Origin of the sequence: Streptomyces sp. NBC_01446 (assembly GCF_026340095.1) — a bacterium.
Classification (GTDB): domain Bacteria; phylum Actinomycetota; class Actinomycetes; order Streptomycetales; family Streptomycetaceae; genus Streptomyces; species Streptomyces aureus.
Map to the genome: position 1 here is coordinate 7,643,200 of NZ_JAPEPO010000001.1, position 12,793 is coordinate 7,655,992.

The window sequence follows — 12,793 nt, forward strand, 5'->3', positions numbered from 1 at the left end:
CGATGGTCAGATTGCGAGAGTTGCACCTGCTGGTGTGCCCGGACACCATTGTGTGCTGGCACCGCGGTTTCCTAAAGCACCGTCATGCCACGACGTGCGCACCCTGGCGGCGAGGACGCCCCGCGCACTGTCGTGTGGGGCTCAAGAACGCGAGTCGCCTTGTGGCGCTGTAGACCTTGCTCCACTGGAGAGGACGCGCACAGAGCCCTGAACGGCGTGGGCCACCGGCTCGCCCCACCCTCCGTAGCCACTCAACCTTCAGAGAGACGGTGGGCACCGCTCTCAGCGGCGCTTCTTGCGCTTCCTGGTGCCGCCGCTCTTGTGCCGGCGGGCGGCGTCCGCGCGTAGGCGCCCCAGCCGGGCGGCCCTGCGGCGGAGAGCGGCCACGTCGATCCGGCTGAGCCGCTCCAGGCCCGCCTGGTCCGGGTGGCCGGAGGCGAGCGCCACGTCGAGCATGGTGGCGAACGCCGCGGCGTCGCCACTGCTGTGGCCCACCTGCTCCAGCAGTGCCTCTTCGCCGCCGGTCTCTCTCATCAGCAGTAGGCTCTCGGCGACGGTCAGGGCGATCTCGCGGTCGTCCAGATCCTCGTCGGCCCGGGCCGCGGCGTCGGCGGCATCCCGCCCGGCGGAACCCTGCGCGGAGAGTGCCGCGGCGGCCGCCTGTGCCTGTGCCATGAACAGTGCGCTGGGGCGCAGTTCCTCCTCGTAGCGCAGGGTGCGCAGGAATTCGGGGCCGTGTCCGTCGGGCAGTTCTTCGGCCAGCAGCCGCAGCAGTGCGTGGCGTCGGGAGTGCAGTCGTGTGCGGCGCAGCGCCTCGGTGAAGGCTGGCCGTGCGGAGTTCCATCCGCCCCGTGCCGCGATCCACTCGGCGAGTTCTGCGCGGGCGCTCGCCGGGTCGTACTCGTCTAGGAGTGCGGCACAAAGCGTCGGGGCGTCGGCGTCCCGGAGGTCGCCGACGGCCGGGGCGCTGCGGTCGAGGGAGGTTAGCAGGGCGCGTACGGCATAGGTGCCGAGCTCGGTGAGCCGGACGAGTTCTACGTCGTCGCGGACCGCGAGGTCCTCTGAGCCGTCTGAGCCGTCCGAGAGGACTGAGGCATCGGCCGGTTCTGGATGTTCCGGCTCGTTCAGGTCGCGCAGGCTCTCGTGGAACAACGCGGCGGGCGTGCCGCGCTCGAAGGTCACCATCCCCACCTCCGCCAACAGGTCTATGACTGCGTACAGTTCGGCGGCGGAGCGGCGATGCGACCCCTGCCGCGCCTCGGGTGTGGCGAACCAGCCGTCGTCCCCGAGATAGCTGTCGCGCACCGACTGCCACAGCAGGGGCCACGGCATGGCGGCGGGCATCCCGTACAGCGTGGCCAGGACGTCGGTGAGCAGGAGATCGAAGCGTGGATAGAGGTCGGACGGTACATCCCACGCCGGGCCCATCAGGAGCGGGTCGCGCAGCTCGGGGAAGGCGGTGAGGGCTCGGACGGCCAGGGCGAGGGGGTCCTCGCGCACGGCCCGGGCGCCAGCGACCGCCACCAACCGGCCGCGGTACACCCGGATGAGGCGTGCCTGGCGTGCCCAGTCCACCAGGAGTCGGAGCATGGGGAGTTGATCGGCCCGGCGGATGTTCTCCCAGGTGTCCCCCGCGAGATGGATCAGGGGGCCGGCCGCCTCTCCCCGGCCGCGGTCGGTGCCGAGATGGCGGGCCAGGGCGAGGGCATCGGCCACCTTCAGTCGGCCGGTCTTCGTCACCGGCCGCCCTTCCGTGCCGAGCCACCGCGCCACCTCGTCGAGCTGCCCCAGCAGGCCCGAGCCTGCGGCAGTCCGACGCAGCTCCTCCTCGTCACCGAGCACGACGACCGGCAAGGGCAGTGCCCGCTCCTGGAGCAGGCTGCGGCCGACGGGCCCGGCCCCGGTGTCCAGTGCCCTACCGAAGAACCCGGTGAACTGGTTCTCCATGACCTGGGCGAGCTGTTCCTCGTCGTACGGGACGCGCCCCGCACGGGCGTCGGCGAGGAAGCGGTCCAGGGCGCGCTCGTTACGGACGTCGATGCCGTTGCGGGCGGCGGTCAGCATCCAGAACTTGGCCGGGCCCATGAAACGCGGATCCTGCATGGCCTCCTCGTGGGCGGACCGCAGTTCCTTGGCCAGCGTGCGCAGTCGGCCGGGGTCGTCGGAGCGCGGGTCGAGTACGCCGGCCGCGGCCAGGAAGTCGACCAGAGCGGCGACGGCAGCGGGTGCGTCGTGCTCGGCCGCCTCGTCCGGGAGGACGGTGACGTGTCGAGGCAGCCACTCCAGGAGGACGGCCCGCACGTGTTCCTGCCGCCACAGGGCGAGCCGGCCATCCACCGTGCCGTGGTGACGGTACTCCAAGATGTGAATGAGGGTGAACTCATCGATTGTGTCGGTGAGTTGATCTGACGCCGCGCTCTCCTGCTGCTCGTGCCAGTACTCGGCGACCAGGCGGATCAGGGTGTCACGTGTCGCGTCGAAGGCGTCGCCTTCCTCCTCCTGGTGCGGCGGCTGGTCAGCGACGCCCACTGCCGTGGTTCCCTCTTCGTCGGTGACCTCGGATTCAGGGTCGAACAGCAACCTCACGTCTGATCCATCGCTTTCACCATCGCCGTTGCTTCTGGGCGTTCGCACCGCTCCCCCTGCCGGACAGTCCGATCCGGGCGTCGTCAGAGCGGTGCAGCTGCCGACCCGACACTAGACGAGTCTTTCCGAACACGTTCAGTGGTAGGCGGTCAGTGAGCGGCTGACCGTCTGCCCGGTCTGGAAGTTGTGCCAGATCGCAGCGGCAAGAGCCAGCATGCGCTGCGCGACGCGGACCCCGACGCCCTCGACGGTGCGTCCGCCATGTTGTTCCAGGTCGAGCTGGCCCTTGAGGGTGTCGTTGACCGACTCGATCAGCTGGCGGACCTTCTTCAGCATCGGCTCGCCCTGCCGCAGAACCTCCCGTTTCCGGGAGGGCCGCAACAGTGTGATGCCCTGTTCGGACAGTGACCGTTCGAAGGTCTTGGACGCGAACCCCTTGTCGCTGATCAGCAGCAGACCTGGCCTCGCGCGGACGAGTTCGGCGTCGACCTCCAGCATCGCGGCCAGTACCTCTCGCTCGCCGAGCTTCGGATCGGCCAGCGCCCACAGGACTGGCATGCCGGCCGGGGTGCACACCAGGTACAGTCGCAGCCCCCAAAAGAACCGCGAATGCGACGCGCATTAACCGTAGTTGGCCCAACCCGCCAGCTCGGACCGCTTCACCGTCGGGCGGGACATCCCGCACGGCACCGGCGTCGAGTCGGTGATCCACACGGTGTCGTGCCAGAAGTCCGTGTCCTTCGCGAGCAGCCGGATCACTCGCTTGATCTGCGGCCACCCGGCTCGCAGCCGCTTGTTGTAGCCGGGATCCTGCGGGATGAACGGGAACAGGTGCCGGTAATGCTTGCGCGCGTGGCGCAGCCAGCGGGCCTCGCAGTGGAAGCCGAGCATCGCCTGCATGACCGCCAGACACAGCAACTCCGAGTGACTGAGCTTTGCCGGCCGCCCGGGCAACCGGGCGATACCGGCCCACTCGTCATCGATCTTTACGTAGAGTGCGGTCACGAGGGTGTCCAGGTTCGTCGTCACAAACGATCATGGACACCCTCTCCTCATGCCCGCAGGCATTCGGAAAGACTCGTCTAGGCCAGGTGGGGACTCCACCGGTACCGCACTTGACACGCGAGCCCAGCATCGCTTCTCGGCCTGGAATACGGGAACACGGCGGTGCCAAGACGCCCACCAGGGGCGATGTCACCGGCCTCGTCACTGCGGAGGAGTACCAGCGGCTCGGCGCCTTCATGAATCGGTCCGGCGGTTGGGGCACCGACGCCGCGCAGACATCGACGACCGCGGGCCCGAAGGCGAACGACGACGCGCTCGGCCCCAGGTCGAACTGCCGGGCGAGGAGGAACCGCTGCCGCTGTGCCGCCTGCGCTTCACCGGCGTCCTGCACACCTGGGGCTTCGCCCTCTACCTCGCCAGCCGAGGCAAGTACGAGGACAACTTCCTGCCCACCGGACTGCCCTTCGGCTCACCCGAAGACGCCCTGGACTGCGCCTGCGGCTTTTACCTCGGCGACCCGACACCCTGATCAACACCCCTCCACGAACTTGCGCGGGGCAGCACTAGGGGGCGGGTGGGGTGGGCCACTTGGAACGCCGTGATGCCGCGGCGCACGGACCCAGAGGTGGACGGGCTGGAAGTCCCGGACCAGCTCGTCGGGCGGCGGTTGGCAGCGTGCCGGTCCGGTCATTCCTCGCCGGGCTCGTCGCTGAGTACGTACAGCTCTGGCAGATTGACCACGATCGCCTCTTGGGTGGAGCGTGCGATCACGACGACCGCCTCCTCGCCGGGGCTCGGGTTTTCCTCGCGGTGGGGGACGAACGGCGGTACGAAGATGTAGTCGCCCGGGGACGTGCGGATGCGGATCTCCTGCGGCGTACCGCTCGAGTCGTCCAGGAACACGAATTCCGGGTGGCCCTTCACCACATGGATCGCGGTCTCGGACTCCCCGTGGTGATGATTGGACGAGGCGGTCTGCGCCGCGACATGGGTCTGTCCCATCCAGATCCGCTGGGATCCGACGCCCGATCCGCTGATCGCGGCGAAGCGCCGCATCCCGCCCGTCTGCGCCGTGTCACCGTCGAGCGCATCGGCCCGGATGTGGTGGAGCCGGGCGTGCAGGGGGAGTTTGCTGTCCGCGTCACCGGCACCATGGTCGTGATCAGGGAGATCGGGGTGGAATGCGTCGCGCTCGGCGTCCGGAGCGTCGTCGGGCTGGGGCGTGGTGTGCGGGGCCATGGGAATCCTGCTCGTCGATGCGGAGGCCGGGTTCCGCCGGAGGATCGCAACGGTGGCGGGCACCAGGTTCTGGCGCCGACCGTAGAGAGCCCGGCGAATGGATGTCAAGATGTGTCCATTGCCGCCGAGCAGCCCGTTTACGGCTGTCGGGGGCCCATGACGCTGGATGCAACCCTCGGGGAGACGGTGCAGATGCAGATCTCGGCGAAGGCGGACTACGCGGTGCGGGCGCTCGTCGAACTGGCCGCGGACAGCGGTAGGCCGCTCACTTGTGAAGGCATTGCGTCCGCGCAGGACATCCCCTTCCGCTTCCTCAAATCGGTGTTCCGGGACATGCGTCAGGCCGGCCTTGTGCGCAGTCAGCGTGGCTGCGAGGGCGGCTACTGGATAGGCCGCGACGCGACGACGATCACGGTCGCACAAGTCATGACCGCCGTCGACGGCGAGTTCCTGACGCTGCGGGGAGAGCGTCCCGACTCGCTCGACTACCCTGGCTCCGCGCGCCTGGTGCCGGAGCTGTGGCGGTCGTTGGAGGCCGCGGCGCAGGCGGTGCTCGGGCGGATGACCATTGCCGAACTGGCCGAGGCGGCCCAGACGTCGGCGCCCGCTTCGGCGGTCTCGGCATGACGGGCGCAACGGGACCGTTCCGCCCCGATGGCTGCGTGGTCCATGCCGACGGCCAGGACACCGCCGAAGTCGGCGCCCATGTCGGCGTCGAGGAGGCCACCGATCCCGCCGCCCATCTCACCGTCACCGAATTCACCGATCCTGCCTGCCCCTGGGCCTGGGGATCCGAGCCGGCCTTCCGCCTCCTGCGGCACTCCCTCGGCCTGCGTGTGCGCTGGCGCAGGGTGTTCGGGATCCTTTTCGACGAGGACGACGACCCGGCTCCCGATCCTGACGCCGAGGCCCGCTGGTACGAGCGGTTCATCGCCGACGTCGCGGTGCACACCCGTGCCCCGTACGCCCGGCGGCTGCACCGGCTGACCCGTACCAGCTGGCCCGCCTCGCTCGCTGCGAAAGCCTCGGCCGAACAGGGTGCTGACCTGGCGGAGCATGTCCTGCGTCGGCTGCGCGAAAGCACCTTCGTCCTCGGGACGCCCGCCGACTCGTACGCAGGTGTGCGCGATGTCGTACGCGGGGTCCCCGGCCTCGACCTCGACCGGCTCCTCGACGGCATGGCGGCTGCCAGCACCTGGGACGCGGTACGCGCCGACCGGGCACGGACGCGCCGGCCGATCGCGCAGGTGCTGGAACTTGAAGGGGCCGGTCCACACCCGGGACGGGCCAAGGAGCTGGGCGACGGGCGGCGTTACGCCCTGCCGACGGTCCTGTTCGACGGCCCGGGCGGCCAGGTTTGCGTCCCGGGCTGGCAGCCGGTGGAGTCCTACTTCGAAGGGGCCCGTACGGTGGCGGCTGCGCCGCTACCGGGTCCGGCCCGGCTGTCCGCCCGAGACGCACTTGAACAGTGGCGGACCCTGACCGGACCCGAACTCGCCGTGCTCACCGGGGCGTCGCAGCCACCGGCCGGAGCCGCCCGGCTCGACACAGGCAACGGACCGCTGTGGTTGCACCCCGATGAGGCCAACTCGTACCCGGCCATCGCCGAGTTGAGCCGTCAGCCTGAGTGAAAGTGCAGGTCGGCAGGGTCTCGACGAATGAGACACCTTGAGGTGTCCATTGACAGGGAGAGGCGGGGGCAAGAAGATGACGGGCATGCATCTGATGCACCCCGGCGTGGTCTGCCGTTACGTGGACTATCGACGCACCTCCAGCGCACTCTGTCGCTGACCCGACCGCCGACGCGGCCTCTCGTGGCCCGCGGCGCTCCGGCTCGGCAGGTGACTTCGGCGTCGTCATCACGGTGAAATGCCGCCGGGCTCAGGGTGCCCAGTCAGGCCTGGTCCGGTGGCGGACCAGCCACTGAGTCTGAGCCGCTGATACGCCGATCCCTTCGCAGTGCCGGGCAGTCTTTGCGACGTCCTGACGGCTGCACCGGGCGTATGGCACCTCGTCCTCCGCCGTGTCCCGCGGCGCCTCGGCTTCCCGTGCAGCGCCGCACGCCGCCATGGCCCGCCCAGCGGTCGCCCGACCAGCCGGGCTTTCCCTTGGTTGCTCAACTTTCTTCCTTCCACACCACGTTCGCCCGGTCGTCCTGCCTCGACCTGGCGCTTACGGCCGCCCCGTCCGCGTACCCGCCGAGGTCCGGCACGGCCGAGAAAGGTGGCGTACACCCATGTCGAACCTTCGTACCCCTGACGCCGAACGCCGGACCGTACCCCTTCGCACCGCACTGAACCGGCGGTCCTTCCTCGGACTGTCGCTCGGTGCGGGCGCAGCGCTCACCCTCTCCGCGTGCGGCGGCGGCTCCTCGTCCGCGGCCGGTGGTGCCACCTCCACCCTCAAGTGGGGCTGGGCACTGCCCACGTCCTGGGACCCGCTCACCTCGTCCGCCGGCTGGGACGTGCACTCGCTCTCGCTCGTCTACGCCGGACTGACCAAACTCGACGAGAAGGGCGACGCGGTCCCCGCACTCGCCACTGCGTGGCGCTACAACACCGAAGGCACGCTCGTCACCTTCACCCTGCGCAAGGGAGCGACGTTCAGCGACGGCACATCGATCGACGCCACCGCCGTGAAGAAGAGCATCGAGCGCGGCCGCGACGACCCGAAGTCGCTCATCGCCTCCCAGCTCATCGGCGTGCGGCAGGTCACCGCCGTCGATCCACAGACCGTTGAACTACGGCTCGCGGAACCGGACTTCCAGATACCCGCCCTCCTCGCGGGGAAGACCGGCATGGTCGTCAACCCCAAGGTCTTCGAAAATGACGCCGCGAGCATCGCCACGAAACCCGCGGGCTCGGGGCCATACACGCTCGTCAGTTACGTCCAGAACTCCAAGGCCGTCCTGCGCCGTAACCCGAACTACTGGGACGCGGACCGGATCAAGGTCGAGCACTTCGAGCTCTATCCGCTGCCCGAGCCGTCCACGGTCGTCGCCTCGCTCAAGTCCGGGCAGTACAACGTGGCGCAGATACCCGGTAGCCAGGTCGAGGCGGCGCGTGCCGCGGGCCTGGAAGTGCAGGTCATCCCATCGATGGTGGTGGCTGTCCTCGATGTGCACATCGGCAAGGAGCCCTTCACGGATCCCGATGTCGCGCTCGCCCTCAAATACGCCATCGACCGCGAGGAACTCCTCAAGACCGCCGCGTTCGGGCACGGCGAAGTCACCCGCCAACCCTTCCCCAAGGGATACGCGGGCCATGACGACGCGCTCGACAAACTCTTCCCGTACGACCCCGAGAAGGCGAAGGAACTCCTCGCCAAGGCTGGTCACGCGAACGGCCTGGAGATCACCCTGGCCACCCAGAAGGCCGAAGGCGTACCGGAACTGATCCAGGCCCAGCTGAGGAAGGTCGGGATCACCGCGAAGATCGAGTCCATTCCCGCCGCCCAGGCCACCCAGATCGTCTACATCCAGCGCAGCAAGGCGCTGTACGTCGACCAGTTCGCGGGCCGCGACGCCGCGACCCAGGCCTTCCAGGTGCTGTTCGGCAAGGAAGGGCTGATGAACCCCGGACGCACCACGTCTCCCGAACTGGAGAAGGCACTCGACGAGGTGCGCCGCACCCCCCTCGACGCCCCCGAGTACCCGGCAGCACTCCAGAAGGCCACCGGTATCGCAGTCAGAACCATGCCGAACGTCTTTCTTTACACCGTGCCGCGCATCCTCGCGCGCAACCCCAAGGTCTCGGCGATCCCCGCCTACACCGTCGTCCAGCGGTTCGATGGGGTCACGGTCTCATGACCGCCCCCGCCTCCACCTCCGTACTGCCTCCACCGCGCAAGGGGGCGTGGCTCATCCCGCTGGCCCGACGGCTGGGCGCCGCACCCCGCCCCCTTGGCCGGGTACTCACCACTACCGTCACGGTCTTCCTCCTGGCCTCGCTCCTCACCTTCGCGCTCGGAGCTCTGTCCGAGGCCAACCCGGCGGCCGCCGTCCTCGGCGACCTTGCTACACCGGCCGACATCGCCCGCATGGAGGCACAGTTCGGTCTGGACCGCCCCCTGTACGCCCAGTATCTGAGCTGGCTCAGCCATGCGATCGGCGGTGATCTGGGAGTGTCCTGGTTCACCGGCGTACCAGTCGCCGACAGCGTCGCCGAGGCCCTGCCCGTCGATCTGTCCATCGCCGGGCTCGCGCTGCTGCTCGCCGTGTTCATCGGCGGTGGCGCGGGCATCGCCGCCGCACTCAACAACGGCGGGCGCATCGACCGTACGGTCACACTGATCTGCTCGGTCCTTGCCACCCTGCCGCCGTTCCTCATCGGCATCGTGCTCATCGTCGTGTTCGCCGTCCAGCTCGGCGCACTGCCCACCGGGGGGTACATCCCGATCGGCGAGAACCCGGGGCAGTGGCTGCGTTATGCGATTCTTCCCGCGTTCGCTCTCAGCCTGGACGCCGCTGCCTCCCTCGCCCGCCAGCTGCGTACCTCGCTCGTCGGCGCCTTGCGCGAGAACTACGTGACCGGCGCGCAGATGCGCGGTTTCTCGGCCCGGCGGGTGCTGTTCGGACATGTGCTGCGCAATGCCGCGGGCCCCGCGCTCTCCGTCCTCGGCATGAGCGTTCCTCTGATACTCGGCGGCGCTGTAGTCACCGAGAAGATCTTCAATCTGCCGGGGATCGCCCAGCTCTCCCTCCAATCAGCCGAGCAGCACGACATTCCGGTCATCCAGGGCACGTTGCTCGTGACCATCTGTGTCGTCCTCGTGGCCAACATCGCCGTCAACGCGGCACTCGCCGCCCTGAATCCGGCGGCCCGACGGCCGGCCGGAACACGTACCGGAGCCGGGGACGTCACGGCGTCCTCGGGTGAGGGGGGCACGCGATGAGGACCCTGCGCCGCGCGTGGCGGCTGCGATCGGCCCGCATCGCCCTCGCCGTCCTCGCTCTGGTCGCCCTGCTGGCCGTCGCCGGTGGCGCTCTCGCCCCGCACGACCCGCTCGCCCAGCACCCGGCTGACATGCTTCAAGGGCCCAGTGGCCGACATCCGTTCGGTACCGACTACCTGGGGCGCGACGTCCTCAGCCGACTGCTGGCCGGCACCGGACTCTCGGTCGCGGGCGCGATCGAGGCCGTCGGCTCAGCGATGCTGCTCGGGATCGTGCCCGGCATCGCGTCCGTCTGGCTCGGCAGGACCGTCGAGTGGACTGCCCAGCGCGCCGCCGACACCTTGATGATCATGCCGTTCACGGTGTTCGCCATTGCCGTCGTAGGCGCGCTCGGCAACGGAATGCACCAGGCGATGCTCGCTCTCGGCGTGCTCTTCGCACCCTTGTACTTCCGGGTCACGCGGGCTGCTGCCCTCGGTCTCAAGCAGGCGCAGTACGTGGAGGCCGCCGAGCTCATGGGGGCATCGCGCCGGTGGATCCTGCGCACCCACGTCTGGAGCAAGGTCTTGCCGACCGTGGCCGTCACCACCGCCCAAGCGGTGGGACAGGCGCTCCTCGTCGTCGCCTCCCTCACCTTCCTCGGGCTAGGGGTGCAGCCACCCGCGCCGACCTGGGGCGGCATGCTCGCCTCCGACCTCGGCTATCTCGCCCAGCAGCCCTGGGCCCCCCTGATCCCGGGCGTCGCGATCATGATCACCGTCGGGGCGCTGAACATCCTCGCGGACGCGATCCGTGACAGCTCCGGCGGGCAGGAACAAGCCTCTCCGGCCGAGGCACCGCTCCCCGCGCTCAGTCCGCCCGCCGCCGTCGGCAGCGCACTTGCTCCTGTCGTCGCCCCCAAGGAGGTCGAGGACCGTGTCACAACCGGCTGAATCCGCGAAGGCGGCACCCCGCACGGCGGTCCTCACCGTGGAAGGGCTCGACGTCACCGTCGGCCCCGGAGTCCGGGCCGTCCGCGAGGTGTCTTTCACCCTCGAGCGCGGCGAAGCCGTCGGCCTGGTGGGCGAGTCGGGCAGCGGCAAGAGCCTGACCTGCCGCTCCGTACTGGGCGTGCTGGCCGCGGGATGCGAGATACCGGCCGGCCGCATCACCCTGGGCGGAAGCGCGGGTGAGCAGGACGACCTCACCACGTTCACCCGTACCCAGTGGGACGCTGTACGGGGCAAGCGCGTCGGCGCCGTATTCCAGGACCCCGCCTCGTTTCTCAACCCCTCCCTCACCGTCGGCAGGCAGCTCTCCGAGCAGCTCCGGGTCGGGAGCGGACTGCCCCGCTCCGACGCGCGCAGCCGCGCGGTCGAGCTGTTCACGGCCGTCGGACTCCACCGCCCTGACGAGGTCTACCACCAGTACCCCTACGAGCTGTCCGGCGGAATGCTCCAACGGGTCCTCATCGCCATCGCCGTGTCCTGCGCACCCGAACTGCTCATCGCCGACGAGGCCACCACTGCCCTCGACGTCGTCATCCAGGCCGAGATCCTCGAACTCCTCAACCGCCTCAGGACGGAACAGGGCCTGGCCCTGCTCCTGGTAACCCATGACCTCGCCGTCGTCGCCGAGAGCTGCGACCGGATTCTCGTGATGTACGCGGGGGAGATCGTCGAGGACGGGCCCACAGCCGAAGTCCTCGCCACCCCCGCCCACCCGTACACCGAGGCGCTGCTGCGCGTCGCGTCGATCGGCGCCTGGGAACGACGCGACCTGGAGATCATCCCCGGACGCCCGCCCGAGACCGGTGCGGAACTGCCCGGCTGCCGGTTCGCCGACCGCTGCGCGTACGCCGCCCAGCAGTGCACAGCGGGCCCCGTCGCCCTGCACGCCCTGGGCGACCACCGCCGGGCCCGCTGCCTGCGGCCCGCCGGACTGCTCGACGAGCAGGTCAAGGAAGAGGCCCACGCATGAGTTCCCCTACGGCTTCGCATACGACTCCGAGCGCCACTACTCACACAACACCCGCCGCGGCACCGGGCCTCGCCCCCGAGAGAAAGGGACCGGCACCCCTCCTGGAACTCGCGGGTCTCAACGTCTCCTTCGGCCGCCGGGCCACCTCCCTGCGCCGCGCCGGCCGGACCCGAGTTCTGGCCGGCATCGATCTCGCCATCGGGCCCGGAGAGATCCTCGGCATCATCGGCGAGACCGGATCCGGCAAGACGACCCTGGCCCGGGCGACCGTCGGCCTCGTACGGCCCGACGCCGGGCGGATCGTCTTCGACGGCCAGGATCTGACGCAGCTCGACCGGTCAGGCCTGCGGGAGTTCCGGCGCTCGGGACGCGTGCAGTACATGTTTCAGGACCCGCTGCGCTCTCAGGACCCGGAACTGACCGTGCGGCAGATCGTTGCCGAGCCACTCGCCGCGGTCGGTGCGCTCACCCGGCAGGGGCGCGCCGAGCGGGCCGACCAGGCGCTGACCCTTGTGGGGCTCGATGCCGAGGCCTTGGGCGGGCGCACCCCAGGCCAGATCTCCGGCGGACAGCGCCAGCGCGTCTCGCTGGCCCGCGCCATCGTCACCCGGCCGCGTCTGCTGCTCAGCGACGAACCGGTGAGCGCCCTCGACGCATCCAACCGGAACCTCGTACTGAGCCTCCTCGACCGGCTCCGCCGTGAACTCGGACTCGCGGTCGTCGTCATCTCGCACGACCTCAGCTCGCTGGCCGGCATCGCCGACCGGGTGGCCGTCCTCTATCGCGGGCGTCTCGTCGAACAGGGCCCCATCGGTGAGGTGCTGGACCACCCCCTGCACCCGTACACCGCTCTGCTGACCGCGTCGGCCCCCAGCGTCCGCCGCGAACACCGGCTGCTGCCGTCCCAGTTGCGCGCGCCCGCGGCGTCCAGCGGCACACAGTCGTGGCCGGACGACGAGGGTTGCGTCTTCGCGCAGCACTGCCGATTCGCCGACGACGCCTGCCGTGCGGAGCCTCGGCCCGGCGCCGTCACGGACACACCGGCCTCGGCCGCGTATGCCGTCGCCTGCCACCACACCGCTACCTGGCGCGACCAGCTCGGCTGACCGCC

Annotated in this window: 10 protein-coding genes and 1 pseudogene; 8 read left to right on the forward strand and 3 right to left on the reverse strand. The window is 69.7% G+C overall.

What is annotated here, in order from left to right:
- Nucleotides 1–282 precede the first annotated feature (282 nt).
- Together OG456_RS34475 and OG456_RS34480 are read right to left on the reverse strand one after the other, a co-directional pair.
- On the reverse strand, nt 283–2,586 hold the full coding sequence (locus OG456_RS34475; protein ID WP_266567944.1) for a hypothetical protein: 2,304 nt from the start codon (nt 2,584–2,586) through the stop codon (nt 283–285).
- 135 nt (nt 2,587–2,721) lie between these two features.
- Nucleotides 2,722–3,615, reverse strand: a pseudogene (locus tag OG456_RS34480) (IS982 family transposase).
- Between the two features lie 229 nt (nt 3,616–3,844).
- Here OG456_RS34480 and OG456_RS34485 point away from each other — a divergent pair.
- The gene (locus tag OG456_RS34485) at nt 3,845–4,120 is read left to right on the forward strand and encodes a hypothetical protein (RefSeq protein ID WP_266567946.1); all 276 of its coding nucleotides are present in this window, start codon (nt 3,845–3,847) and stop codon (nt 4,118–4,120) included.
- Nucleotides 4,121–4,278: 158 nt separating this feature from the next.
- Here OG456_RS34485 and OG456_RS34490 read toward each other — a convergent pair whose 3' ends face one another.
- On the reverse strand, nt 4,279–4,830 hold the full coding sequence (locus OG456_RS34490; protein ID WP_266567948.1) for a cupin domain-containing protein: 552 nt from the start codon (nt 4,828–4,830) through the stop codon (nt 4,279–4,281).
- Between the two features lie 192 nt (nt 4,831–5,022).
- On the opposite strand from OG456_RS34490, the gene OG456_RS34495 reads away from it, so the two are divergent.
- From OG456_RS34495 to OG456_RS34525, 7 genes are all read left to right on the forward strand, one after another.
- Entirely contained in the window at nt 5,023–5,457 is a 435-nt protein-coding gene (locus OG456_RS34495) for an Rrf2 family transcriptional regulator (RefSeq protein WP_266569524.1), read from the forward strand.
- Complete coding sequence (locus OG456_RS34500) at nt 5,454–6,461, forward strand: DsbA family protein (RefSeq protein WP_266567950.1); 1,008 nt, start codon at nt 5,454–5,456, stop codon at nt 6,459–6,461. Before OG456_RS34495 ends, OG456_RS34500 begins: the two co-directional genes overlap by 4 nt.
- A 605-nt stretch (nt 6,462–7,066) precedes the next feature.
- Nucleotides 7,067–8,638, forward strand: coding sequence for an ABC transporter substrate-binding protein (locus OG456_RS34505; protein WP_266567952.1), 1,572 nt, complete (start codon nt 7,067–7,069; stop codon nt 8,636–8,638).
- Nucleotides 8,635–9,723 carry an ABC transporter permease gene (locus tag OG456_RS34510; protein WP_266567954.1) on the forward strand — a complete coding sequence of 363 codons (1,089 nt, stop codon included), beginning with the start codon at nt 8,635–8,637 and terminating at the stop codon, nt 9,721–9,723. The genes OG456_RS34505 and OG456_RS34510 overlap by 4 nt, the downstream gene beginning before the upstream one ends.
- Nucleotides 9,720–10,655, forward strand: a complete 936-nt coding sequence (locus OG456_RS34515; RefSeq protein ID WP_266567956.1) for an ABC transporter permease — start codon at nt 9,720–9,722, stop codon at nt 10,653–10,655. Before OG456_RS34510 ends, OG456_RS34515 begins: the two co-directional genes overlap by 4 nt.
- Nucleotides 10,639–11,682 carry an ABC transporter ATP-binding protein gene (locus OG456_RS34520; RefSeq protein ID WP_266567958.1) on the forward strand — a complete coding sequence of 348 codons (1,044 nt, stop codon included), beginning with the start codon at nt 10,639–10,641 and terminating at the stop codon, nt 11,680–11,682. The genes OG456_RS34515 and OG456_RS34520 overlap by 17 nt, the downstream gene beginning before the upstream one ends.
- Nucleotides 11,679–12,788 carry an ABC transporter ATP-binding protein gene (locus tag OG456_RS34525; protein WP_323136376.1) on the forward strand — a complete coding sequence of 370 codons (1,110 nt, stop codon included), beginning with the start codon at nt 11,679–11,681 and terminating at the stop codon, nt 12,786–12,788. The genes OG456_RS34520 and OG456_RS34525 overlap by 4 nt, the downstream gene beginning before the upstream one ends.
- The last annotated feature ends 5 nt before the right edge of the window (nt 12,789–12,793 follow it).

What these genes read in the sequence shown, in the direction of transcription:
- OG456_RS34490 (WP_266567948.1), bottom strand. Translation starts at nt 4,830, where the DNA reads ATGGCCCCGCACACCACGCCCCAGCCCGACGACGCTCCGGACGCCGAG.
- OG456_RS34495 (WP_266569524.1), top strand. Translation starts at nt 5,023, where the DNA reads ATGCAGATCTCGGCGAAGGCGGACTACGCGGTGCGGGCGCTCGTCGAA.
- OG456_RS34500 (WP_266567950.1), top strand. Translation starts at nt 5,454, where the DNA reads ATGACGGGCGCAACGGGACCGTTCCGCCCCGATGGCTGCGTGGTCCAT.
- OG456_RS34505 (WP_266567952.1), top strand. Translation starts at nt 7,067, where the DNA reads ATGTCGAACCTTCGTACCCCTGACGCCGAACGCCGGACCGTACCCCTT.
- OG456_RS34510 (WP_266567954.1), top strand. Translation starts at nt 8,635, where the DNA reads ATGACCGCCCCCGCCTCCACCTCCGTACTGCCTCCACCGCGCAAGGGG.
- OG456_RS34515 (WP_266567956.1), top strand. Translation starts at nt 9,720, where the DNA reads ATGAGGACCCTGCGCCGCGCGTGGCGGCTGCGATCGGCCCGCATCGCC.
- OG456_RS34525 (WP_323136376.1), top strand. Translation starts at nt 11,679, where the DNA reads ATGAGTTCCCCTACGGCTTCGCATACGACTCCGAGCGCCACTACTCAC.